This window comes from Paucihalobacter sp., from assembly GCF_036825875.1.
GTDB lineage: Bacteria > Bacteroidota > Bacteroidia > Flavobacteriales > Flavobacteriaceae > Paucihalobacter.
On record NZ_DAISXK010000008.1, the window covers coordinates 53,472 to 78,167 of the forward strand.

22 protein-coding genes are annotated in these 24,696 nt (G+C 34.9%); 11 read left to right on the forward strand and 11 right to left on the reverse strand.

Features of this window, described 5'->3' with window-relative positions; all coding sequences use genetic code 11:
- Positions 1-14: 14 nt before the first annotated feature.
- The 5 genes from V7Z48_RS03980 to V7Z48_RS04000 are packed head-to-tail and all read right to left on the reverse strand — an operon-like array spanning position 15 to position 4,765.
- Positions 15-806 (reverse strand): (Fe-S)-binding protein, encoded by a 792-nt coding sequence (locus tag V7Z48_RS03980; RefSeq protein WP_334112100.1) that lies wholly within the window; start codon positions 804-806, stop codon positions 15-17.
- 12 nt (positions 807-818) lie between these two features.
- Positions 819-1,265, reverse strand: a complete 447-nt coding sequence (locus V7Z48_RS03985; protein ID WP_334112101.1) for an LNS2 domain-containing protein — start codon at positions 1,263-1,265, stop codon at positions 819-821.
- A 44-nt stretch (positions 1,266-1,309) separates the two neighbouring features.
- On the reverse strand, positions 1,310-2,620 hold the full coding sequence (locus V7Z48_RS03990) for a (Fe-S)-binding protein (RefSeq protein ID WP_334112102.1): 1,311 nt from the start codon (positions 2,618-2,620) through the stop codon (positions 1,310-1,312).
- Positions 2,621-2,626: 6 nt separating this feature from the next.
- On the reverse strand, positions 2,627-3,583 hold the full coding sequence (locus tag V7Z48_RS03995) for an MlaD family protein (RefSeq protein WP_334112103.1): 957 nt from the start codon (positions 3,581-3,583) through the stop codon (positions 2,627-2,629).
- A gap of 57 nt (positions 3,584-3,640) precedes the next feature.
- Positions 3,641-4,765 carry an N-acetylmuramoyl-L-alanine amidase family protein gene (locus V7Z48_RS04000; RefSeq protein WP_334112104.1) on the reverse strand — a complete coding sequence of 375 codons (1,125 nt, stop codon included), beginning with the start codon at positions 4,763-4,765 and terminating at the stop codon, positions 3,641-3,643.
- Positions 4,766-4,946: 181 nt separating this feature from the next.
- Between V7Z48_RS04000 and V7Z48_RS04005 the strand changes: the two genes are divergently transcribed.
- Genes V7Z48_RS04005 through V7Z48_RS04015 form a run of 3 tightly spaced genes read left to right on the forward strand, consistent with a single transcriptional unit; the run spans position 4,947 to position 9,058 of the window.
- Complete coding sequence (locus tag V7Z48_RS04005; RefSeq protein WP_334112105.1) at positions 4,947-7,604, forward strand: putative LPS assembly protein LptD; 2,658 nt, start codon at positions 4,947-4,949, stop codon at positions 7,602-7,604.
- 11 nt (positions 7,605-7,615) lie between these two features.
- Positions 7,616-7,996: a Rid family detoxifying hydrolase gene (locus V7Z48_RS04010; RefSeq protein WP_334112106.1), complete on the forward strand. Its 381-nt coding sequence runs from the start codon at positions 7,616-7,618 to the stop codon at positions 7,994-7,996.
- 24 nt (positions 7,997-8,020) lie between these two features.
- The gene (locus tag V7Z48_RS04015; protein ID WP_334112107.1) at positions 8,021-9,058 is read left to right on the forward strand and encodes a GMP reductase; all 1,038 of its coding nucleotides are present in this window, start codon (positions 8,021-8,023) and stop codon (positions 9,056-9,058) included.
- Here the strand turns inward: V7Z48_RS04015 and V7Z48_RS04020 are convergent.
- From V7Z48_RS04020 to V7Z48_RS04040, 5 genes are all read right to left on the reverse strand, one after another.
- On the reverse strand, positions 9,055-9,417 hold the full coding sequence (locus V7Z48_RS04020) for a methylglyoxal synthase (RefSeq protein WP_334112108.1): 363 nt from the start codon (positions 9,415-9,417) through the stop codon (positions 9,055-9,057). The genes V7Z48_RS04015 and V7Z48_RS04020 overlap by 4 nt on opposite strands.
- On the reverse strand, positions 9,417-10,280 hold the full coding sequence (locus tag V7Z48_RS04025; protein ID WP_334112109.1) for an N-acetylglucosamine kinase: 864 nt from the start codon (positions 10,278-10,280) through the stop codon (positions 9,417-9,419). The genes V7Z48_RS04020 and V7Z48_RS04025 overlap by 1 nt, the downstream gene beginning before the upstream one ends.
- A 68-nt stretch (positions 10,281-10,348) precedes the next feature.
- Complete coding sequence (gene gap, locus V7Z48_RS04030; RefSeq protein WP_334112110.1) at positions 10,349-11,350, reverse strand: type I glyceraldehyde-3-phosphate dehydrogenase; 1,002 nt, start codon at positions 11,348-11,350, stop codon at positions 10,349-10,351.
- A 54-nt stretch (positions 11,351-11,404) separates the two neighbouring features.
- On the reverse strand, positions 11,405-12,391 hold the full coding sequence (gene pfkA, locus V7Z48_RS04035; protein WP_334112111.1) for a 6-phosphofructokinase: 987 nt from the start codon (positions 12,389-12,391) through the stop codon (positions 11,405-11,407).
- Between the two features lie 137 nt (positions 12,392-12,528).
- Positions 12,529-16,941 (reverse strand): translocation/assembly module TamB domain-containing protein, encoded by a 4,413-nt coding sequence (locus tag V7Z48_RS04040; RefSeq protein ID WP_334112112.1) that lies wholly within the window; start codon positions 16,939-16,941, stop codon positions 12,529-12,531.
- A 162-nt stretch (positions 16,942-17,103) separates the two neighbouring features.
- On the opposite strand from V7Z48_RS04040, the gene tsaD reads away from it, so the two are divergent.
- From tsaD to V7Z48_RS04080, 8 genes are all read left to right on the forward strand, one after another.
- A complete protein-coding gene (gene tsaD, locus V7Z48_RS04045; protein WP_334112113.1) occupies positions 17,104-18,126 on the forward strand; it encodes a tRNA (adenosine(37)-N6)-threonylcarbamoyltransferase complex transferase subunit TsaD in 1,023 nt (340 codons plus the stop codon).
- A gap of 98 nt (positions 18,127-18,224) precedes the next feature.
- A complete protein-coding gene (locus V7Z48_RS04050; protein ID WP_334112114.1) occupies positions 18,225-18,848 on the forward strand; it encodes a peptidylprolyl isomerase in 624 nt (207 codons plus the stop codon).
- Positions 18,848-19,555 carry a 16S rRNA (uracil(1498)-N(3))-methyltransferase gene (locus tag V7Z48_RS04055; protein ID WP_334112115.1) on the forward strand — a complete coding sequence of 236 codons (708 nt, stop codon included), beginning with the start codon at positions 18,848-18,850 and terminating at the stop codon, positions 19,553-19,555. Before V7Z48_RS04050 ends, V7Z48_RS04055 begins: the two co-directional genes overlap by 1 nt.
- A gap of 41 nt (positions 19,556-19,596) precedes the next feature.
- Positions 19,597-20,223 (forward strand): DUF4159 domain-containing protein, encoded by a 627-nt coding sequence (locus V7Z48_RS04060; RefSeq protein WP_428849833.1) that lies wholly within the window; start codon positions 19,597-19,599, stop codon positions 20,221-20,223.
- 4 nt (positions 20,224-20,227) lie between these two features.
- Entirely contained in the window at positions 20,228-20,734 is a 507-nt protein-coding gene (locus V7Z48_RS04065; RefSeq protein WP_334112117.1) for a TrmH family RNA methyltransferase, read from the forward strand.
- Positions 20,735-20,795: 61 nt separating this feature from the next.
- Complete coding sequence (locus V7Z48_RS04070; RefSeq protein WP_334112118.1) at positions 20,796-21,884, forward strand: AI-2E family transporter; 1,089 nt, start codon at positions 20,796-20,798, stop codon at positions 21,882-21,884.
- 4 nt (positions 21,885-21,888) lie between these two features.
- On the forward strand, positions 21,889-23,070 hold the full coding sequence (locus V7Z48_RS04075; protein WP_334112119.1) for a class I SAM-dependent methyltransferase: 1,182 nt from the start codon (positions 21,889-21,891) through the stop codon (positions 23,068-23,070).
- A gap of 51 nt (positions 23,071-23,121) precedes the next feature.
- Positions 23,122-23,778, forward strand: a complete 657-nt coding sequence (locus tag V7Z48_RS04080; protein ID WP_334112120.1) for an HAD family hydrolase — start codon at positions 23,122-23,124, stop codon at positions 23,776-23,778.
- Between the two features lie 8 nt (positions 23,779-23,786).
- Here V7Z48_RS04080 and V7Z48_RS04085 read toward each other — a convergent pair whose 3' ends face one another.
- Complete coding sequence (locus tag V7Z48_RS04085; RefSeq protein WP_334112121.1) at positions 23,787-24,629, reverse strand: universal stress protein; 843 nt, start codon at positions 24,627-24,629, stop codon at positions 23,787-23,789.
- Between the last annotated feature and the right edge of the window lie 67 nt (positions 24,630-24,696).

Genomic DNA, 24,696 nt, shown 5'->3' on the forward strand with positions numbered 1-24,696 from the left:
TTGTTCTTGGGTTTTCATAAATCCTGCGCATTCGCAATTAACTCCGCAACATCCATCACTTTAATTTGGCCTTCTTTTTCCTTGTTTTTTACACCATCGGTCATCATGGTGTTGCAAAATGGGCAACCAGCGGCAATAATATCAGGTTGAATTTCTAAAGCTTGTTCGGTTCGTTCTATATTGACTTCTTTATTACCAGGTTCGGCATCTTTAAACATTTGAGCTCCGCCAGCGCCACAGCACAAACCGCGACTTTTGCAGGATTTCATTTCAACCAATTCGGCATCTAACTTTCTTATTAAATCGCGTGGTGCTTCATAAACATTGTTGGCTCGACCCAAATAACACGGATCGTGAAAAGTAATGCGCTTGCCTTTAAATTGGCCACCTTCTATGGTTAGTCTGCCTTCGTCTAACAAATTCTTTAAAAATTGCGTGTGGTGCATCACCTTGTATTCACCACCAAGCGAAGGATATTCGTTTTTTAAGGTATTAAAACAATGCGGACAGGTAGTTACAACAGTTTTAATTTTGTAAGCGTTTAACACTTCAATATTGGTGACGGCTTGCATTTGGAATAAAAACTCGTTGCCAGAACGTTTGGCTGGATCTCCAGTGCAACTTTCCTCAGTACCGAGTACCGCGAAATTTACATTGGCGCGATTGAGTAACTTCACAAATGCTTTGGTAATTTTTTTAGCTCTATCATCAAAACTTCCTGCGCAACCAACCCAAAAAAGGACTTCAGGTTGCTTACCTTCGGCCATAAGTTGCGCCATAGTTGGCACTTTTAATTGTTCGCTCATGCGTAATTTTATTTAATCGTGCTGACCATCATCAAACACTTGAATGGTCACATTTTTATCTACTAAATCTGTGAATTTTCCTTTATATCTCGTTGCTTTCACTAGGTGATTATCAATCCAATGGTAATTGCCACCTCTCGGTTTACCCATTAACAAACTATGATATTTAAAACCGTGTTTGTTCAACCAAATTTCAGTGTACTCTCGATGTGCTTCTGTTCTTGAGGTGAAGAAACAAATCATGTGACCTTCGTCGTACCACTTGTTGCAGGTTGCTAAAGCATCTGGATAAACTTCGGCGGTAAGCATGCGTTCTGGTTCCTCATTTGGAATGTCTTCTCCAATTGTACCATCGATATCAATTAGATAATTTTTGATGCCTTTAGGTAAAACCGGACTTACCTTTTCGCCTTTTTCAACTTTTTCGTGTAATAATTTGTCTGCTTCTTCTCTTTTCATAATCGCTTGCTCTTGTAATGATTTTAGGTTGGTTTTTTAATTTTCTAATTTTCGTTTGCCCAATTCAGCCTGTCCATTTGGTTGTATGGCCATGGAGCACCGTTGTTCTCAACATTGGTCATCATATTGTTTAATTCCATTGGTGCCGCACTTTGTTCCATCACTAAATATCTGCGCATGTCTATAATTATAGATAACGGATTAATACTTACCGGACAAGCTTCGACGCAGGCATTGCAACTGGTGCAAGCCCATAATTCTTCAGGTGTAATATAATCGTTGAGTAATTGTTTACCATCGTCTTTAAATGTACCACCATTGGCATCGATATTCTTACCTACTTCCTCTAGCCTATCACGCGTATCCATCATTATTTTTCTAGGCGATAATTTTTTACCAGTTTGGTTAGCCGGACATTCACTGGTGCATCGGCCACATTCAGTGCAGGTGTATGCATTGAGTAATTGTACCCAGTTCAAGTCGGAAACATCACTTGCGCCAAATTTTGCAGGTACGGCGTCTGGATTTGCTGGTGCGGCAAATGGATCGGCATTAGGATCCATCATTAACTTTACTTCGGCAGTTACTGACTCTAAATTGTCGAGCTCTCCTTTTGGTTTTAAGTTTCCAAAATAAGTATTAGGAAACGCTAACAAAATGTGCAAGTGTTTTGAAAAGTATAGATAATTTAAAAAGATTAAAATACCTATGATGTGCAGCCACCAAGCAGAGCGTTCGATTATATGAATGGTACCTTCAGAAAAACCGCTAAACCAATGTGCTATAAATTGACTTACAAGGTTACCTGAATTCATTTCCTGAAAAGGAATATCTGTTGCATTCATTGTAAGAAATAAACACATTAATACAACTTCAAAATATAAAATGATATTGCCGTCGTTTTCAGGCCAACCCTTCATTTCGGCACTCATAAAACGTTTTAGTTTTATAATGTTTCTTCTAAGCCAAAATACAATCACCGCTAATAAGACTAATACGGCAAGTACCTCAAACGAGGCTATAAACACCCCGTAAAGCGTTTCGCCCAAAACACCTAAAAAAATACGATGCGTTCCGAAAAGTCCATCTATTATAATTTCTAAAACCTCAAGATTTATAATTACAAAACCAACATAAACAATGATATGCATTATTCCGGCTACAGGTCGTACAACCATTTTACTTTGACCTAAAGCAATACGAGCCATGTTATTGAAACGCTGTTTTTTATGGTCACTAACATCCACATCGCGACCTAATTTGATATTTCGGATAAGTTTTTTAACGTTGTTTCCAAAATAGCCAAGCCCTAAAAGGAGCGCAATTGCAAATAAAATATTGGGTAAATACTGCATTATATATTAATTATCGGATTCTTGAACCTCATTTCCTTGCGCATCATATTGTTTAGCTCTCTTTCCGAATAAAGAAAAATGCACATAACGTTTGGGGTTGAGTTTCATATCTTCAAGAAGCTGTTCCAATTGCAAAGATGCACCTTGTAAATTATCGTACAAGTTATCGTCTTTTAGCAATTTACCTACCGATCCTTCACCGCGTTCCAGGGAGGAAATGATGGCATTCATGGCAACTAATGTACTGTCTAGATTATTGATTGTCTTAGAAATTTGGACGTTTTGTAAATCTTCAGACAGTAGTTTTAAATTTTCACTAGTGGTCCCAAAATTATCAACCAACAATGTGATTTTATCGTCATTTTGTCGAACTACTGATTGAATTGATTCTGATAAAGCTCTAAAAGACTTTAAGGTAGTGTTTAATTCAGCGATGGTTTGTTTAATTCCTCTTTCAGAATTATCAGATATTAATTCATTTAAATTTACAAATAACGTATCTGCCGACCTAATTGAGCTATCCAAATCGGAACTCAGGCCCGTAAAATTTTGTTTTAATGACGTTATTAAGCCTGGTTGTATTTCCGATTCAAGAATGTCGCCATCCTTGGCATAATCATAATCGTTTGCCGTAATAACGGCTAATGCATTGCCACCCATTAAACCAGTTTCATAAAGTCTAATAATACTGTTTTTAGAAAATTGTAATTTCGGATCGACAGTAAAGGCAACCCGTGTTTTACCGGTTTCAAACATATACTTTATTTCGGTAACCTTACCTACACTATTTCCTTTTATGGTTACTGATGAGGCAGTGCTTAACGCATTGTAATCAAATTCGGTGTAGTAAGTGTTTGAAGATGAAAATAAATCTTCACCTTTTAAAAAGCTGAATAAATATATGAAAAGAAAAATACCTGAAATTACCAGAATGGCGGCTTTAATTTCTCGTGAGATTTTCAATGTTGATTATTTTTTAATGATTTGAGACAAATTTAGGAATAAAATAATAAAGAATCTTTAATTTAAAGTTGATTTTAAAGCTTCGTCCAAACTCATCTGATTACCGTCTTTAAATGCTACAATAAATGCTGATTTATAACCTTTTGAATGTGCTATCTTTAATAACTTTTCAGCATCTGAATGCTCGATTGCTGTGCCGTAATAATACTTGTATAAGTTTCCTATTTTATCTTTACTAATTTTATCGAGCCCTTTAAAATTATAAGGTTTGATGTCTAAATTTTTTGAGCTCGCCGCTATTTGAACTTTAAATTCTATACCGCTATTGGCAGCAATTCTCTCTTTCGTTACTTCTTTAGCCTTTTGTATGCTATTTGAAATATTGGTGCCAACGTTAATGTCTAGGGTTTTCTTATACTCTAATAACGCTGTTTCTAAAGCCTTGGCCATTTCACTTTGACCTTTTTTACTATTTAGGTAAGCGCCTTCACTTTTTGCCGTTAGAAAGCCTAGTTCTACCAAAACACTTGGCATATAAGTATTATGCATAACCCATAAACTTGCTTGTTTAATACCACGGCTATTGCGTTTTAATTTTTGTGAAAAATTGTCTTCTATTAATCTAGCCAAGAGTACACTTTGGTCCATGTATTCTTCTTGCATCAATGCCAATCCAATAGTAGATTCAGGATTGTTAGGGTTAAAACCATCATAATGACTTTCGTAATCTTCCTCAAGAAAAATTACTTGATTTTCTTTTTTAGCGACATCAAAATTCCGCTCATTATTAGCAATTCCAAGTACGAATGTTTCGGTGCCGTGTGCTGAAGAATGGTGAGAATTACAATGAATGGATACGAATAAATCGGCATCGGCTTTATTGGCAATATTGGCGCGCTCATGTAATTTTAAAAATACATCGGTAGTTCGCGTGTAAATAACTTTGATATTTGGATTCTTTTCAAGGGCTTTTCCCAGCAAAAGTGTCACATTCAATGCTATATCTTTTTCCTTGTATCCAGAACCAGGACTTCCTAAATTTCCGGGATCATGACCACCATGTCCGGCATCTAATACTACTATAAATGGCGCTTGACTATTTTGAGCATCTATTGATGTTGTTAAAAAAAAGGTAAAAGCAAATACCCAAAGTACTACAAAAGGTTTATTCGACGTTTTCATTGCTGTTATAACGGTAAAACTCACGGTTTATTAATATTTAATAATAATTGTATTATTGCACTTCACACAAAAAAATATATGTAATTTTGACTGTTCAAAAACCAAGCCAAGCTTACACAAAAATACATTATTAGCGTTGCAGATTAATAGCTATAAAATACTTTTTTTTCTAAGTTTTACAGTGCTTATCAACACTTTTGGCTTTGGGCAGGAGATACCTAAGAAATCCAAAGTTATCACACCAGTTACCACAACAGACACGGTTAACGTGGTGGTAGATTCTCTCGTAAAACTCCCGGTAAATTTAAAAGAAACCGATTCAGTAAAAACCGATAGTATCCAAAAAAAGAAAGGCTTACTTGAAGATATTGTTAAATATAAGGCTACCGATCGGGTATCAATAAACCAAAAAGAACAGAAAATATATTTGTATAATGAAGCAGAAGTATTCTATCAAGATTTAGAAATTACTGCAGGAATTATTGTTATAGATTATACAGTTAACACTGTTTATGCTGGTAGAATTAAGGATTCAACTGGTTATTCTCAAGCGCCAGTTTTTAAACAAGGCAATAATATTATAGAACCCGATTCAATAATTTTTAATACCAAAACACAAAAAGCAGTTGTCTTTAATTCTAAAACAGAACAAAGTGGCGGCACTATTATTTCAGAAATTACCAAAAAAGAAAACGATTCGGTTTTCTTTGTAAAAAACGGAAAGTTTACAACCTCTGAAAATTTAGATGATCCCGAATACTATTTTTTAATGCGTAAGGCCAAACTGGTTCCTAATAAAAAAGTAATTACTGGACTAACCAATATGTATATTTATGATGTACCTACACCAATAGGGTTACCATTTGCATTTTTTCCTATGACAAAAACCCAAACCTCCGGGGTTATTTTCCCTTCCTTTGGTCAAGATTCTGGAAATGATAGGGGTTATTTTTTACAAAATGGTGGTTATTATTTTGCGATTAGCGATTTTGTAGATTTAGCTGTTTTGGGTGATTATTATACCAACGGTAGTTATGGCATGCGTTTAGAAAGTAATTATGCCTTGCGCTATAAGTTTAGAGGTAACATGAGCTTTAGGTACGAGAACTTGTTGAATAGTGAACGTGGTTTTCCAGATTTTGCGCAAAATACTATTTATAACATTCGTTGGTCGCATAATCAAGACCAAAAGTCTAATCCTAGTTCTAGATTTTCCGCATCTGTAAATTTAGGTAGCAGCCAGTTTTACCGACAGTCTATCAACCAGTTAAACAATTCAAACTTTCAGAATAATACGCTTGCATCGTCAGTGTCCTATTCCAAAACCTTTCAAGGTGAACCACAGGTGAATTTAAGTTTAACAGCTACCCATTCTCAAAACACTAATACAGAAAGAATCGATTTAACCTTACCAACGCTTCAGGCAAGTGTCACCCGAATTTATCCTTTTGAGCCAAAAGAAGGTCCAAAAAAAGGTATTATTCAAAATATAAACTTTCAATATAATGTAAGAGGTGAAAACAGAATTCAAACAACTGATTCTTTGTTTTTTAAACCTGAAATGTTTGATAATGCACGAATCGGTATGAGGCATTCTATTCCACTTACTACTAACTTTAAGGTTTTTAAGCATTTTAGTATGAGTGCTAGCACAAATTTTGAGGAAACTTGGACACTTAATACCATAGATCGATTTTACGATACCACCAACCAAGAAGTGGTAACAAGAGATGTAAATGGTTTTGATAGTTTTAGAACCTATAATTTTACCACTAGTGTTGGAACCACCATATATGGTTTATTCGACTTTACTAAGAAAAATAAAGACGCAAAAATACAAGCCATACGGCATGTTATGAGACCAGAATTGTCGTACAGTATTAATCCTGCCTTCGATCAATATTACGAAGAAATTGTAATTAGTGCTGATGGCTTAACGACTACAGAGTTTAGCCGCTTTGAAGGCTCTTTATTTGGCGCACCTGATAACAGATTTTCAAGTTCGATAGGTTTTTCACTTGGAAACAATTTTGAAGCTAAAGTTAAAGACAAGGATTCAACCAAAACTGAGCCTAAAAAAATCATATTATTGAATAATTTAAATTTAAACACTTCTTATGACATGGCGGCAGACTCACTCAATCTTGCGCCAGTTCGAGTTACTGGTGGTTTGCAAATTCTAAATAAGAAAATGAATATCAACTTCGGAATGGTTTTAGATCCCTATGCCTTAGATAACAATAACCAAAGAGTTAATGTGTTTAATGTTAATAATGGTGGTAGTTTGTTCCGAATGACTTCTGCAAATGTCAACATGAGTTACTCTTTATCAAGTAAGGATTTCTCGGGTGTCGAACGCCCTGATAATGCGCGCGCTATGGAAGATAACTTGCGTAGCGGTGGACGCGCTGATGATCTCTTCGGACAGCCCGAAGACTTTGCAGACCGGCGTTTAACCGATGATGACAATAAAGAAGAAAAAGAACCTGACGAATTTTATAATTACAACATACCATGGTCATTGCGTTTTGCTTACGCTGTAAATTACAATAACAACCAACGACAAAGTCAAATTGCATCGCACTCTTTAATGTTTTCTGGTGATGTTGATTTGTCACCACGATGGACCGTTGGCTTGTCTTCAGGCTATGATTTTTTAAACAATGATTTTACCTTTACACAAATTCGATTTGAACGCGATTTATTAAGTTGGCGTATGAATTTTTCATGGATTCCGATTGGTACCAGAACTTCTTGGAACTTTTTTATAGGAATTAAATCAAGTATGCTTAAAGACCTTAAATATGATCAACGTCGTCAACCCGATTTGCGTTTCTAATACTATATATTATGAAGACAATAATTAAAACTCAACACGCTCCAGAACCTATTGGTCCGTATAATCAAGCCGTTTTATATGATAATACGCTTTATACCTCTGGACAAATTGCTATTGATCCAAAAACAAATCAATTAGTTATTGATACTATTGAAAATGAAACCGCGATGGTAATGGAAAATTTAAGGGCGGTTTTAAAAGCAGCGGAAATGACATTTGAAAATGTGGTGAAAGCGTCTATATTTATCAGTGACATGAACAACTTTTCAAAAATTAATGCTGTTTACGCTTCTTTTTTTAAGGATGAAACTGCTCCTGCTAGAGAAACTGTAGAAGTGGCTAATTTGCCTAAATTTGTAAATGTAGAAATAAGTGTGATTGCCATTAAATAATCGTTTCACCTTAAGGCCATTGTTATGCGCATAGAAAATGATATCAAACTAGGGTTTAAGGACGTTATGATACGTCCCAAACGCTCAACACTTAAAAGTAGATCCCAAGTTACTTTAGTTAGAGATTTTTCTTTTGTAAACAGCAAAGATGGTTGGAATGGCGTACCAATTATGGCTGCCAATATGGATACAGTTGGCACCTTTGAAATGGCAAAAGCGCTTTCTAAGCACCATCTCTTTACTGCTATCCACAAACATTACGATTTACAACAGTGGCAAGACTTTTTTAACTCTAGCCCAAAAGATATTGTAAACGCAATAGCTGTTAGTACCGGAACTGGTAAAAAAGATACTCAAAGGCTTCATGATATTTTTAAACTCAATTCCGATTTAAAATTCATTTGTATTGATGTTGCCAATGGTTATTCACAGCATTTTGTAGATTTTGTAAAATCGATTCGAAAGCAGTTTCCTGATAAAACCATAATAGCCGGAAATGTGGTAACTGGTGAAATGACGGAAGAGCTTATTCTTTCTGGTGCGGATATTGTTAAAGTTGGAATTGGCCCTGGAAGTGTATGCACTACACGCGTTAAAACTGGTGTTGGCTATCCGCAGTTATCGGCTATTATTGAATGTGCTGATGCGGCGCACGGCTTGAGTGGTCAAATTATTAGTGATGGTGGTTGTTCCACACCTGGTGATGTTGCCAAAGCCTTTGGAGCTGGAGCCGATTTTGTAATGCTTGGAGGAATGTTGGCCGGTCATGACGAAAGTGGTGGCGATTTAGTAGAACGGAATGGAAAAAAATTCAAAAAATTCTACGGAATGAGTTCAACTACAGCCATGGAGAAACATGTTGGTGGTGTTGCTAATTATAGAGCCAGCGAAGGAAAAACGGTGGAGGTGCCTTATCGTGGAGAAGTAACATCAACTGTTAATGATATCTTGGGTGGACTGCGAAGCACCTGTACTTACGTTGGTGCATTAAGACTAAAAGAGTTGACAAAGCGCACTACCTTTATTAGAGTTGCTGAGCAGGAAAATAATGTGTTTAATTAAACTGCTTTAATTAGTAATCCAGCACTTGAAGGATTGGTAGCTAAAGGAACATTGTGAACATCACACAATCGCATTAACATTAGAATATCTGGTTCATGTGGGTGTTTATCTAGTGGATCTCTAAAAAATATCACCATATTGCATTTGCCTTCGGCCACCCGTGCTGCAATTTGCGCATCACCACCTTTTGGACCCGATAATAATGCAGTTACTTCAAAACCAGCTGCTCTTACCTTTTCGCCTGTTGTTCCTGTAGAAACGAGTTGAACGCGTTTTTGATCTAAAATACTTCTGTTTTCATTTAAAAACTGAACCATTTCAGCTTTTTTACCGTCATGAGCGATAATTGCAATTTCCATTAATGTAGCTGATTACTGTGGTAATTAACCAAACCTTCAATGGGTCGTCTAATAAAATTACCAACCTTAAAGCCATACTCTGCCGCTACTTCTCTAATTTCATCTTGGGCGAAATAAGCGATTGAGCCTGCAAAATGCACTGGACAGGTTTTGAGTTCTTCTTTAAATTGTAAAATCATGTTTTCAGTAAAGAGCTTAAAACCAGTTTTTATTAAATCCTTCATATAGGCGGCATCCTTATTTAAAAACATAAATTCAGCAAAATTGGCTAAATAAGCATTAGGATTGGGTTGTTTGTAGAGGTTATATTTTATAAAATCGGCATCGAGATTGTATTTGTGCTCAAATGAAATTTTGATGGTTTCAGGCATTTTATTAAAATAGTAATCACGGATGAGTTGTTTTCCATAATAATTACCGCTTGCTTCGTCCATTAAGGTGTAGCCCAAACTTTTCACGCGTTGGTGTAACTTATCGCCGTCAAAATAGCTGCAATTACTACCAGTACCCATAATACAAACAACGGCTGCTTCATCTGGACTATTTATACTGGCTCTTACTGCCGCCATGGTATCTTCTTGAACATCGACAAGTGCATTGGGAAACAGGCTTTCAAGAACACCTTTTAGAGCTAACCTTGGTTTTTCGGTACCACAGCCAGCACCGTAAAAATAGACATGCTTCACGTCTTTAGCCAAGGCTATAAGTTCCTCACTTTTAGAAACAATTTTATGAAGTTTTTTTTCGCTTAAAATTGCAGGATTTAGACCTTTTGTTCTAATTTTTTCTTGCAATTGTTTGCCGCTGCCATCCATTGCAATCCAGTCGCATTTGGTCGATCCGCCATCAGTAATTAAAATCATAGTTGTGCTATAAGAAAAATTCCGCAATGAAAACTATGCATTACGGAATTTATATTTAATAATCTAAATTAAAGTGAATTGATATGTTGTGCTAAATCTACCATTTTATTGGAAAATCCAAACTCATTGTCATACCATGATACTACCTTAAAGAATTTAGAATTTAACTCAATTCCTGCATCAGCATCAAAAATACTAGTTCTTGGATCACTCATAAAATCTTGAGACACCACCAAATCTTCAGTATATCCTAAAACACCTTTCATTTCTCCTTCGGAAGCTGCTTTAAATACTTTTTTAATAGCATCGTAGGAAGTTTCTTTTTCTAATTTTACAGTTAAATCAACTACTGAAACGTTAGCTGTTGGTACTCTAAACGCCATCCCTGTAAGTTTTCCGTTTAAACTTGGAATTACTTTACCTACTGCTTTGGCGGCACCTGTAGAGGCAGGAATAATATTTAGAAGCGCACTTCTACCACCTCTAAAATCTTTTCTAGATGGACCATCAACAGTTAATTGGGTTGCAGTTGTAGCGTGAATTGTGGTCATTAAAGCTTCTTCAATTCCGAAGTTATCGTTTAATACCTTAGCAATTGGCGCTAAGCAATTAGTAGTACAAGAAGCATTTGATACAATTGTTTGTGAAGCCTTAGCTTCTTTATGGTTTACGCCCATTACAAACATTGGCGCATCGGCACTTGGTGCAGAAATTACTACCTTTTTAGCACCTGCATCAATATGGTACTGTGCGGTTGCTAAAGTGGTGAAAATTCCAGTACATTCTGCAACTACATCGGCATTAACATCGTTCCACTTTAAATTTTTAGGATCACGCTCTGCAGTTATTCGAATAGTTTTACCATTCACTACTAAATGGCCACCTTTAACTTCAACTGTTCCGTTAAATTTACCGTGAACTGAATCATATTTTAATAAGTAAGCTAAATGATCAGGGTCTAACAAATCGTTTATTCCTACTACTTCAACGTCATTGCGTTCCATCGCGGTTCTTAATACTAATCTTCCTATTCTTCCAAATCCGTTGATTCCTAATTTTAAATGTGACATGTTTTTAAGTTTTATTGTCTGTTAATAATATAAATATGATACTATACTCAGATCTTAAATTGTTAAGATATCTGATACTCGTAATAATTCTAAATCTATTTTTGATTGTCCTTTAATGGCCTTTTCTAAAGGCGTAAGCGTCATTTGGTCTTTAATTAAACCAACCATGTATTTGTTTTTACCTTCTAGTAAGCTCTCCACGGCCTTTACGCCCATTCTGCTGGCTAATACACGATCAAAACAAGATGGAGATCCGCCTCGTTGCATATGGCCTAAAACGGAAACGCGCACTTCATATTCCGTCATGTGTGCTTCAACGTAATCTTTTAATTCGAATACACTTTTTCCTATTTTATCGCCTTCAGCTACTATTACAATACTTGATGATTTGCCTGATTGCTTGCTGCGTCTTAAAGATTCTAACAAACGATCTAAACCTAAATCTTCTTCAGGGATTAAAATTTCCTCTGCGCCAGCACCAACACCAACATTTAAAGCAATATGACCAGCATCTCTTCCCATTACTTCCACAAAAAATAAGCGGTTGTGTGAACTGGCTGTGTCTCTAATTTTATCGATTACATCAACCACTGTATTGCAAGCAGTATCAAAACCTAAGGTGTGCGTTGTTCCAAATATATCGTTATCGATAGTGCCGGGAATTCCAATTACATGGTAATCAAACTCATCGCTAAATATCATTGCCCCGGTAAAACTACCATCACCACCTATCACTACCAAGGCATCAATTCCAGCTTTGGTAAGTTGTTCATGTGCTTTTTTTCTGCCTTCGTAAGTTCTAAAGTCCTTAGATCGCGCTGATTTAAGAATAGTACCACCTTTGTTAATAATGCCCTTCACACTTCTAGCATTTAATAAAATGAAATCACCTTCAATCATGCCTTCATAACCTCGATAAATTCCATAACATTCAATGTTGTGATAGACACAAGCACGAACCACCGATCTGATGGCGGCATTCATTCCAGGAGAATCTCCTCCAGAGGTCATCACCCCTATTTTTTTAATGGTTTTACTCATAAACTTATTTCTAATAATAGTAAAATTAAGAAACTAAACTTAGAAAAAATTGACATTTATCATTTATTTCCTCCTTAATAATTATTCAAACGTTTTCGTTGATAACTATTTACAAAAAATAAAGATAATTCATAACATTACCGCTCTTTTTTGCTGGTGTCAGCTGATTTCATACTTATGAAATCGGGTAAGTTGTCATCTTTTTTTTCGGAAGTTGATTTGGTGGTATCTGTTAGAGGTAATTTTGTTTTGCCTTTAAATATGATTCGAATCAATTCTTTAAAGGTATCAAATTCTACATTATACGAAATTCCCAAGCCTTGCGTGTAGCCAATGTCTTCACCAAAGTTTTGAATTTCATTTTGACGGTTGAAAACTTTTGCTCTTAAAGTGCCATCTTGATTCAATAAAAAGTCTATTTGAACATCACCTGCAATTACCGTTTCGCTTGCCCCTCCAATAGGTACACCAACCTTACCATCTAAATACACCCTATCCGAAATTTTTGTTTGCAAGGTTACACCAAACCTATCGTCTGTTTGTAAATCTGGGCCATCGGCACCCATTTGGTAATTAAGCCCGAGATTAAAATTTCCATCTTGATTACCAATCAATGAACTAATAATCCCGTTGAGTCTTTCGGTAATGGTCCCTGTAATATTAAAATCGTTTACACCTTGTGCAAATCCGCCAGTAGCCAATAAATATAAAGCTTGCTTATCACGTTCTTCTTTGGATGATAATCTGTATTCTAATTCTGATTTAACCACCGAACTTGCGGATGGAAATGAGAAATCGAACTCTGGATTTGGCTGTTCTAATTTACCTGACAGATTTATTTCGAGATTAACTGGAATGGTTTGCGTAGTTGGATTATCTAATAGAATAGACGGGTTTGTATCCGTTCGATAGATAGCTTTTAAATCGATTCGGGCATCTAAAGGTTCACCATCCCATACAATGGTACCGCCTGGCTCAACATTAAATTCTTTTTGTACAAAAGCACCATATCTAAAATTGTAAATACCTTCAAATACAGAAAAATCGCCCCACATATTAAATTTTCCAGTGGTATTTATTTCGAATAATAAGTTACCCGAGCCGCGACCTTTTATGGTACTGCCCGATTCTTTATCGATAACAATTTCAATTAAAGCGTTTTGATTGACGTCCAAATCAAAATCCAGCTCGAGACCCGAAACCAATACATCTTCTCTAAATTCACCTAAAATGCGCGCTTGTTTTTCTTCAAGAGTTAAAAATTTTATGTAAGTATTGTCACCAAAGCTTGAAATGTCGTTAAGCGGTATATTGAAAACAGTTCCTCTAGCAGTACTACCATTTACGGCAATTACTAAGGCATTAGTTGGACCTGCAATTGTAGCGGTGCCAGCAATATATCCAGTACCGTAATAGAGTGATTCCTCTGTTTCTTCGGTGTTTAAAACTAGGAGTCTATCGGTATTCAAACGCAGATCTAACTTCCAATCGGTGAAATTAGTATGACTTATAGTGCCGTTTAAGAATCCATTTGAAAAGAAATCGGTATCGGTTAGGGCAACATTATCAAATATAAACTGTTGGCCTTTTAAAATAACTTTCGAATCAAAATCAAAACCATAATCAACATTTAAATAGGGAATTTTTAAGCCAGTTCTGTCCATATACAACTCACCGTCGATACTTGGGTTTGCCATTTCGCCGCTTATCACCGCACTCCCAGAAACCAAACCTCTAATATCACTTATAACCCCTTCGCCAAGCGGGTTTAGTGGATCTATTAAAAACTCATCAAAGTTTACAGCAACATTTAAACTTTTATTGTCTTTTCCAAAATTAATATTACCCTTTGCTTCAAGGGATTTAAGGTTATCATTCTGCAACAATACATCAACGGTATAGTTGGTTAAAGACTCATCGCCCATTATCAGTGCACTAAGTGTTCCCAATTGATGCTTGTTCACCTCAAGATTGGTCACCATTAAGTCTGAACTAGGTAAATAAACACCATCTAATTGGGTTAATCTTAAATAGCCATTTATATCGCCCTTGGCAGAAAGACTGTCAATATTGGGCGTTATTTTCTCTAAACTAATCTCGTTAAAACTCAAGGTTAAATCTTTATATGTCGAGTCTCGTATCCTACCATAAAGAGACATTTCTTCGTCTTCATGATTGATAACTATTTGATTGATATTGAAATTTTTAAGGTCCTTGTCAAAAACTATTTTATTAGTTAAGTCGTTGTTTTTGTTGATGTCCCATTTATAATTTTTGATATTCATATCAGATTTTTTCAGCCCAACTACAAAGTCGTTGTTATCATCTATGGTATAAAATAGATTAAGGTTGTAATTATCTACATTACCAATACCGCCCTTGAATTCTGTTCGGATAAACAAAGTATCTCTGGCAGTAACGTTGATCAGATTAAAGTCATAAAAATTATAAATATTGTTACTTAAAGAGTCTATTTTTATATATGTATTGTAGACTGGATTTGAATTATTGATGTTAAAGGAAATGTTTTCGGCATTATACTTTTCAGTATATCCAATAAAAGGCGCTTTAAAGATAAGCTTAAAGCGAGAGGCATCGGTTTCGATACGCCCTTTGATACTGGTATTTTCACTAAACTTAATATCTTTAAAAAATACGTTCACAATTTTATCGTGAATCGTAAAATCAAAATCTAAAAATTGTTCGTTCTTAATTTCGAAAGGTTGATAATTGGTATATATATGACCCAATGAATTTTGAACCAGCTTAGGTATATCGAGAAATTTAAAATCGCCAATAATATAACCTTCAACAATATCGGGTGAGTTTACAGCTAAGGTCCTTTTATTTTTTTCGAATTGTGAATTTATGACGAAATCCTCAAAATAATACAAATCGTTTTCGTTTGTATAAGTGGTATTTGTAATGTTTATAGTACCAAAAGCGTCATCAATAGAAGAACCACTGGCTGAAACTGAAATCTTTCCTTTAAATATTCCAATAGAATCTCTTGTTACAAAATTAAGTTCTTTGAGATTTGCATAAGAAACATCGGCGTTAAAGTTGTAGTTTTTTACTTCTTGTGAGAAATCGGCCAGACCATCAAAATCCAATTTAAAATTTTCATCATTTACCTTCAAAATACCGTTAAATATTCGGTCTCCTAACGATCCTGAAACATAAACATCGTTGTACTGATATTTGTTATAATTGAGTTCAAAAATAAAACCCTGAACTTTGGTTTTTAAATTATCTAACTTAAAGCCACGGCCATCTACATTTAAATTGAATGAGGTTGTTCCAAAAGTATTATCTTCAAGTAACACACCTAGATTAAAGTCGTTAAACACAAGCCTTCCTACATAAGAAGCATAGTCAATATCATCCACTTTAATTAATTTTAAATCAGATGAAATAAAGCCAATTTCGGTATTTATTTCGGTATTAGTTATTATAGTCGAAGTTGTTATATAGGCAGGACCGCGCATAGAAAAACGTCCAAGCTTGTTAAAAACTGTAGGTATAGCCTCGCCAAGCAGATTTGGAAAAATAGCTTTTAAATCATAATAGTTTGATGCTAAATTTCTGAAATTTGCATCCATTGAAAATAAATCTCTGTCGGAGCTAAATAGGTTTTTGAAAATTATATCCGCATCAATCCGTGTGTTGGTGGTAGAAGAATATTGTAAATTTTTTACGGTTAAATCATTTAAAGTACCACTTAATTCAACTGCTAACTTGGCTTGTTGTTCGGTGCCGAATTCATTATAAAATTTATTGAGTTCGTCAAGTCTAATTTCCGAATCTTTAAAATTCGCTGTTATTTGCACTTTATCCTCGAAAAATTGCAGGTCTTCACGCTCATAATCAAATCGTAAATTGCCTTTTAACATAGAATTTTCGGTTTTAATATTAAGATTCTTAAAATCCATATGATCTAGACCATACTCGAAATTTGTGGTCATGTTTTTAACCGAAACACCGCGTTTACTATTAAAACTTAGTGTATTTATTCTGGTAGATACATTGGGACCGTTTATTAAAAAGTTGGTTGCATTGATAAAAACATTATCTAGATTTAAAATATCTGTAGTTTCATCATTTTCATCGACCAATTTAAAATGACCGTTGTTGATTGAAATATCGCTTGAAGAAAACAAAAAATCACTTGGCTCCTTTCTTGGCTTGTTATCGTCAAACTTAGCCACAAAAACATCTAGATTGGTATTCTCTTCACCCTTATAGGTTACGATATTAAACTCAAGTGCTTCTAAATTTATATCACCAAAGTTAAGTTTCCCACTATATAGATTTTTAAAATTAACTATGGAAGCCTTGATGTCTCTAACGAAAATAAGCGTGTCTTGTTTATAATCTTCAATATAAACATCTTTTAAGCTAACATCGCCATTAAAGCGCAAAGCCACCTTATCGATATTGATATTAGTTTTATATTGTTCATTAATTTTCTTAGTAGCGTAATTTCCCAGACTTGTTTGAACAAATGGAATGGCTAAAACCAGCATTAAAATAATGAAGAGAAGCAGCACAATTGCCACGAGCTTATACAATATTTTAAAAGCGCGTTTTATGATAGGAAATAATGTATTAAATGTTACTTAAAATTTTAAATTTGCACATTGGCTATTAAGTAAGCCAATATAGGCAATTGATGCTTCAAAATTAACAATTATTGTGCCTAAAAGCACCTAATGAATTCACAAAAAATATATATACTGGCTATTGAATCTTCTTGTGATGATACAGCTGCTGCCGTGCTTTGCAATAACGTGGTATTGAGCAATGTTATTGCAGGTCAAAAAGTACATGCCGAATACGGTGGTGTGGTTCCAGAACTTGCATCTAGAGCGCACCAACAGAATATTGTCCCGGTGGTGCACCAGGCCATTTTAAAGGCTGGAATCGGTAAAAAAGATTTAAATGCCATTGCTTTTACCCGTGGTCCTGGTTTAATGGGGTCGCTCTTGGTTGGAACCTCTTTTGCCAAATCTTTATCGCTGGGTTTAAATATTCCACTTATTGAAGTAAACCACATGCAAGCGCACATTTTAGCTCATTACATAAAAGAAGATGGTTTTAATATGCCACCATTTCCGTTTTTAGCCATGACCATTTCAGGCGGTCATACGCAAATTGTGCGGGTCGATTCATATTTTGATATGACGGTTTTAGGCGAAACCATTGACGATGCCGTTGGTGAAGCTTTTGATAAAAGTGGTAAAATAATAGGACTTGGTTATCCCGCAGGTCCGCAAATTGATAAACTGGCGCAACAAGGAAATCCTAAGGCCTTTAAATTTACCAAACCGAAAGTTGATGGACTTAATTTTAGCTTCTCAGGTTTAAAAACAGCTATTCTTTATTTTATTCAAAAGGAAACCAAACAGAATCCTGATTTTATAGCTCAGCATCTTAACGATATTTGCGCCTCCATTCAATATACCATTATTCAAATTTTGATGGATAAGTTAAAGTTGGCCGTGAAACAAACCGGTATTACACATATTGCTATTGGTGGTGGTGTTTCGGCAAATTCCGGTATTAGAAAAGCCTTAAAAGATGGCGAACAAAAATACGGTTGGACCACCTACGTCCCAAAATTTGAATACACTACGGATAATGCCGCGATGATAGGTATTGTGGGTTATCTTAAATTTCAGGAAGGCAATTTCAGCAATCAAAATGTGATGGCTAGTTCACGATTGAAGATATAATTCGATTTTTGTTAAAAGCTCTGTTAATAACCAATACGCGTTTTATGAATATTCAAACATTTTTTTTGTTGTTTTGTTCAAACCCAAAACTTTAAAATATGAGATTAATATTACCTACCCTTCTACTTTGTACCATCGGCGCTTGGTCGCAAAATTTAATCGAGACAGAAATTGATTCTATTGCTTCAGTAGAACAAGCGCAAACCTTTACAAAAACCTATAAAACAGCTTCTGTAATTACCTTCAACAAAGAAAAACACAACACAGCCCTCGCCAACGAATTGTTTGAAAAAGGATTAGGGAGTAAAAAGGTGTATGAAAACAACGTTGAAAAAATAATCTATAAAATCGTAGACCGTTACGATGTACCCTATTACCGTGTGAGTTACATTTATTTTGACGGAACAAAGCTTTCTTATCAAGACATTGAAAACAAGCGCCAATCCATTATCAATCAATATAAATCTGGTATTCCTTTTGCCGATTTGGCTAATCAATATTCAATGGATCAAAATGCGAAACGCGGTGGCGATTTGGGTTGGATTACCCATGGCGAAGTGGTGCAAGAATTTGAAGATGCCATTATTAACAATAATGATATCAACAGTATTTACACCATAGATTTACCCGAGCGCAACTGGTATTATGTAATTTTGCAAACTCATGCGCCTAAAATGATAGAGGAAATTAAGGTGCTTAAATATTCGCAAGCAACTAGATAATGCAACTGTTTTATAATCCAGATTTAACAAAAGATTCGAAGCTCATATCCTTTTCTAAAGAGGAAAGTCAACACATCGTTAAAGTATTGCGAAAACGGTCTGGTGATTTGCTTGAAATCACTGATGGTAAAGGCTGGTTATTTTCTGCTGAAATTGTGAGCGACCATATAAAAAGTTGTACTGCTAAAATTGTAAACGCAACATTTTTTGAACCCGCTAAATTCAAAATCCACTTGGCTGTTGCACCAACCAAAATGAACGATCGTTTTGAATGGTTTTTAGAAAAAGCTACTGAAATTGGCATCACCTCAATAACGCCAATTTTGTGCGACAATAGTGAAAGACGCGTAATAAAATCTGAACGGTTCGAGAAAATACTTCAGTCGGCGATGAAACAATCGCTTCAGTATTATTTGCCCGAATTAAAACCACTCACCAATTTTGTGGAATTTATTTCACAACCACCCAAACATCAATGTTTTATAGCACACTGTGAAAACAGTAGTAAACAATCTTTGAAATCACAATTTAAACCCAATCAAGAAGTCACCCTTTTGATTGGCCCTGAAGGTGATTTTTCTGTTAAAGAAATTGAAATGGCAATTCAAAATAAGTATATTCCAGTAACTTTGGGAAACACAAGATTACGCACAGAAACCGCTGCAATTGTAGCCTGTCACACACTAGTATTAATGAGTGAATCATAAAAATGAAATCAACCTTAACTGTATTTCCTAGGCTTTTAATCATGCTGCTAATGGTGAGTTTCGCAAGTACTTTAAGTGCCCAAGATTTAGCTGTTTTAAAATATAAAGGTGGTGGCGACTGGTACAGCAATCCTACGGCTGTTCCAAATCTTATAAAATTCTGTAATGCCAATATTAATACCACGATGAATTTAAAACCAGAGGTTGTAGAGCCCAATAGTACTGATATTTTTCAGTATCCTTTGCTACACATGACTGGTCACGGCAATGTGTTTTTTAGTGACGACGATATTGAAAATCTCAGAAATTATTTAGTGTCAGGAGGTTTTTTGCATATTGATGATAATTATGGTATGGAACCTTATGTTACTAAGGAAATTGAAAAATTATTTCCGAATAACGAACTTATCGAATTGCCAACAAACCATCCGATTTTTAATCAGGCTTTTAATTTCCCAAATGGCTTGCCGAAAATCCATGAACACGATGGGCTGCCTCCTAAAGCTTTAGGTATTTTTTATGAAGGGAGACTAGTTTTGTTGTTTACTTTACAATCCGATTTAGGTGATGGTTGGGAAGATCCAGATGTGCATAACGATCCGCAGGATGTTCGTGAAAAGGCGCTTAAAATGGGCGCAAATATTGTAAAGTATGCTTTTGAAAATTGACAGTATGCAATTATCGCATGAGCAAAACAATTTCAAAAAACAGCAATTTCCAATTATTTTATTGTGCGACAATGTAACCAACGCACCCAATATTGGTAGCTTGTTTCGTATAGCTGACGCCTTTGGTGTTGAAGAGCTTATCTTTTGTGGCGAACATATTCCTATCGGAAGACGCATGACCAAAACGTCCCGTTCTACAGAAAATTATATGAAATACCGTGTTGAAAGCGATGCACTTTCTGTAGTTGAGGAATTCAAAAATTTAAATTATATCATTGTAAGTCTTGAAATTTCAGAGCAAAGCCTTCCACTACACCAATTCAACTTTAAACTTGATAAGCCAATTATTTTGATTGTAGGTCATGAGAATTTTGGGATTTCAGAATTAATGTTAAAAGCTTCTAACGCTGTGCTTCATATTAACATGTATGGACATAACAGTAGTATGAACGTGGTACAAGCGACGGGAATTGCACTTTATGAAATCACTAACCAACTTTCGAGAAAATAGCGTTACTGTAATTTCATTTTGAAGTCGCTACTAGTTCAAAAAGAATAAATATATTTATGGCATGAATTCAAACACTATTTCAAAAGGCATTCTAAAAGCAGTTAGTGTTATTGTTGGCATTTTGCTTTTGTGTTATACCTTGTATTTATTGCGATCGGTGATAGCTTATATTTTAATTGCAATGGTTATCTCTTTAATGTTAAGACCACTAGTGCTGTTTCTTAGAACACGCTTAAGACTTAACCATACCGTTTCAGCTATTGTGGCTATGTTGTCTTTTTTGGTGATTATCATCGGACTTATTAGCTTATTTATTCCCTTAGTACTTGAACAAAGTGAAAATCTTGCACTGCTTGATATTAACGAACTCCAACAAAACTTCAAGTCACTTTATGAAGAAGCTATCAATTATCTTAGTTTACATCAAATCGATATAAGCCAATCTTTAAATGAATATGGATTTTTGTCAAAAATTAATGTTGGCATTATTCCAGAGATGCTTAATGGCTTTATAGGTGGCTTAGGTAGTTTTAGTATTGGTTTATTTTCTGTGTTGTTTATTTTATTCTTTTTTTTAAAAGATAGCAAATTGTTTGAGCAAGGTGTTTTAACCTTTGTGCCTAATTCTAAATCGGCCGGAACTAGTAATTCAATTTTGAAAATTAAAGGATTGTTATCACGATATTTTACTGGTTTATTGTTGCAAATCACCATATTATTTGTTGTTTATACCGTAGTTTTACTCATTTTTGGTATTAGTAATGCGGTGGTGATTGCATTTTTATGTGCATTGCTAAATCTTATTCCATACGTAGGTCCGATTATAAGTGCGGTTTTATTGGTGCTTTTGAGTATGAGTAGTAATTTAGGTGAGAGTTTTAGGGAAGTGATTCTGCCAAAAACCATTTATGTGATGATTGGTTTTGGCATTGCACAATTAGTTGATAATTTCTTTAGTCAGCCCTTCATTTTTTCAAAAAGTGTCAAATCACATCCTTTAGAAATTTTCTTAATTATTATAATAGGAGGAATTCTATTTGGCATTTTAGGAATGATTTTAGCTGTGCCTACCTATACCGCTTTAAAGGTTATTTTAAAAGAGTTTTTGTCCCAATATAGCGTGATTCAAAAACTTACTAAAAACGTTTAGGCTATTGAATTCAAGAATTTTAAGTAAAGAAATACAGGGATTTATAGAAGCCCATCTTCAAAGTAACACATCTGAACTCGCTTTAAAACAGTCTGAATTTTTTGACGTCTCCATCGCCGAAATCATAGAACAAATTGAATCTAAAAAGCGCTGCGAACACAAACTTCCAAGTTGGTTTCACACCTCAAATATTTACTACCCCAATAAGCTCAACATTGAACAAACTTCGTCTGAACTAACGGCAAACTACAAAGCCAATTTAGTAGTTGGAAAAACTATTGTAGACATTACAGGTGGCTTTGGCGTTGACGCATTCGCATTCGCCAAACATTTTGATACTGTTATTCACTGTGAATTAAACGAATCCTTGCACGAGATTGCTAGTCATAATTTCGAGGTTTTAAAGATCAAAAACATCAAAACGCTTTGTGGTGATGGTATGGAATTATTAGCAAGTTTAGACCAGAAATTCGACTGTATTTATATCGATCCATCACGCCGTAACGAACATAAAGGCAAAGTTTTTATGCTAAGCGATTGCCTGCCAAATGTGCCAGAATATCTTGAAACTTTGTTTAACTACTCAAAAAATATTCTGATAAAAACCGCACCTCTATTAGACATAAGTATGGGTCTTTCAGAATTAACTTTTGTAAAGCGTCTTTATATTGTAGCCGTAAATAATGAAGTGAAAGAATTGTTATGGCATTTGGAGTTCAGTTGGCAAAGGCCATTGAAAATTGAAACCATCAACATAAAATCTTATACTACTGAAACTTTCAGTTTTATTCTTGAAGATGAACAATACATTGATGTAAGCCTTAGCGAACCACTCACCTATCTGTACGAACCAAACGCAGCTATTATGAAATCTGGTGCATTCAAAACTATTGCAAAAGCGTTTAATGTAAAAAAGCTGCATCAACATTCACATTTGTATACTTCTAACGATTTAATTGACTTTCCCGGAAGAGTGTTTCAGGTTTCACAGAGCTTGGGATTCAGCAAAAAGAATTTGAGATCCTTAAATATTACTAAGGCCAATATTGCCACTCGAAACTTTCCTATGTCCGTACAAGCATTGCGCACCAATTTCAGATTACTTGATGGCGGTGAGGTTTATATATTTTTCACCACAATAAATTCAAATCAAAAATGGATAATAGTTTGTGAAAAAGTATCCTAATATTTAACTATTTCGTTTGCTTGTTTACCTTTGTCTAAACTAAAAAACACTATGTTAAAAGCAGTTTTATTTGATATGGATGGCGTAATAGTTGACACGGAACCCTTACACCACAAGGCATATTACACCATGTTTCAGGAATTCGATTTGGATGTTAGTGACGAACTTTACCAATCGTTCACTGGACAATCTACTAAAAACATTTGCAAAAGAATATGCAAACATTTTGACTTAACCGAAAATCCGCTAAAACTAGAATTAAGTAAGCGACACCATTTTAATGATTTATTTGATACGGACGAGAGTTTACAATTACTAGACGGTGTTTTAGACCTGATCAAAGACTATCATAGTAACGATGTGACTTTGGTGCTCGCATCATCGGCCTCAATGGGTACTATTGAGCGTGTGTTTAATCGTTTTGATTTAAATCAGTATTTCGTTGCCAAATTAAGTGGTGCCGATTTAAAAGATTCGAAGCCACATCCTGAAATATTTCTTAAAGCAGCTCAAGCTTCGGGCAACATCCCTAATCATTGTATGGTAATTGAAGATTCTACTAATGGAATTCAAGCAGCGAAATCAGCGGGTATATTTTGTATTGGTTATGATAGCCACCATTCAAAAAATCAGGACTATTCAAAAGCCGATTTGGTAGTTAACAATTTTCAGGAAATAAAATTTGATGCTGTAAAGAATTTAGTTTAGTAAACCAGCTATTCGTGTATTACTAAAAACGGAATATCCGTATGGTAACTAATAGTTTCTACTTTTGGTCTAAATAAAATGCGTTGAAAATAGTTCTGGTTTTTGGCTACCATGATTATCATGTCAATAGCTCTACTGTCAGTAAAACACTGCACGGCTTCTTCTATGTGATCGCTTTTTAAGAAATGAAACGAGTGTTCGAAATCTTTAAAGTAATTGGCTAAGATCACTTTGTTATGCTCTTGATTATCATTGAGTACAGGATCTTTTTTCTTGCTTATATGTAAGAATCTAATTGCTGCATTTTTACTTAAAATCACTTCACTTAAGCCGCCAAGCGTTTGCGATGGATGTTCCATAGAAAAATCAGTTGGAAAAGCAATTTCTTTTGGTGGTACATATTTGGCATTTTCTGGTACTGCCAAAGTTGTGCATTTAACTTTAGTGATGACATCGGCGGTATTGCTTCCAACGATAAGCTTTTTTAAACCTTCAGCTCCTTTTGTTCCCATCACAATTACATCGACATTTAAATCGGTAACGTGTTGTCTTATGGAATCAATAAATAAATTATGATCGGTAAGTGTAAAAAATTGATGCTTTTTGTTGAGTGGTAAACTGTGTATTTTAGAAATAATACTCTTAAGTTTTACTTCCGCTGGTTTAACAAACGTTTCTTCAATTATATTTTGATCAATTATATAAGGTTTATCTATGGCTACAAGATTACTTAATTTATTAACATGTAGAATGTAAAACATACAAGACGACTCTTTAAAAAAATCGATTGCGTATTTAATAGCATTCCATGAATTATCAGAAAAATCTGTAGGAAGTAAAATTGTCTTCATTTATATCTCTGTTACGCAACAAAAATATACAGGAAGTTTACCTTAAAAAATGATAAATATCAGCTAC

Coding starts and splice junctions, on each gene's coding strand:
- V7Z48_RS03980 (WP_334112100.1), bottom strand. CDS start 806: ATGAGCGAACAATTAAAAGTGCCAACTATGGCGCAACTTATGGCCGAA.
- V7Z48_RS03985 (WP_334112101.1), bottom strand. CDS start 1,265: ATGAAAAGAGAAGAAGCAGACAAATTATTACACGAAAAAGTTGAAAAA.
- V7Z48_RS03990 (WP_334112102.1), bottom strand. CDS start 2,620: ATGCAGTATTTACCCAATATTTTATTTGCAATTGCGCTCCTTTTAGGG.
- V7Z48_RS04000 (WP_334112104.1), bottom strand. CDS start 4,765: ATGAAAACGTCGAATAAACCTTTTGTAGTACTTTGGGTATTTGCTTTT.
- V7Z48_RS04010 (WP_334112106.1), top strand. CDS start 7,616: ATGAAGACAATAATTAAAACTCAACACGCTCCAGAACCTATTGGTCCG.
- V7Z48_RS04015 (WP_334112107.1), top strand. CDS start 8,021: ATGCGCATAGAAAATGATATCAAACTAGGGTTTAAGGACGTTATGATA.
- V7Z48_RS04020 (WP_334112108.1), bottom strand. CDS start 9,417: ATGGAAATTGCAATTATCGCTCATGACGGTAAAAAAGCTGAAATGGTT.
- V7Z48_RS04025 (WP_334112109.1), bottom strand. CDS start 10,280: ATGATTTTAATTACTGATGGCGGATCGACCAAATGCGACTGGATTGCA.
- gap (WP_334112110.1), bottom strand. CDS start 11,350: ATGTCACATTTAAAATTAGGAATCAACGGATTTGGAAGAATAGGAAGA.
- pfkA (WP_334112111.1), bottom strand. CDS start 12,391: ATGAGTAAAACCATTAAAAAAATAGGGGTGATGACCTCTGGAGGAGAT.
- tsaD (WP_334112113.1), top strand. CDS start 17,104: ATGAATTCACAAAAAATATATATACTGGCTATTGAATCTTCTTGTGAT.
- V7Z48_RS04050 (WP_334112114.1), top strand. CDS start 18,225: ATGAGATTAATATTACCTACCCTTCTACTTTGTACCATCGGCGCTTGG.
- V7Z48_RS04055 (WP_334112115.1), top strand. CDS start 18,848: ATGCAACTGTTTTATAATCCAGATTTAACAAAAGATTCGAAGCTCATA.
- V7Z48_RS04060 (WP_428849833.1), top strand. CDS start 19,597: ATGCTGCTAATGGTGAGTTTCGCAAGTACTTTAAGTGCCCAAGATTTA.
- V7Z48_RS04065 (WP_334112117.1), top strand. CDS start 20,228: ATGCAATTATCGCATGAGCAAAACAATTTCAAAAAACAGCAATTTCCA.
- V7Z48_RS04070 (WP_334112118.1), top strand. CDS start 20,796: ATGAATTCAAACACTATTTCAAAAGGCATTCTAAAAGCAGTTAGTGTT.
- V7Z48_RS04080 (WP_334112120.1), top strand. CDS start 23,122: ATGTTAAAAGCAGTTTTATTTGATATGGATGGCGTAATAGTTGACACG.
- V7Z48_RS04085 (WP_334112121.1), bottom strand. CDS start 24,629: ATGAAGACAATTTTACTTCCTACAGATTTTTCTGATAATTCATGGAAT.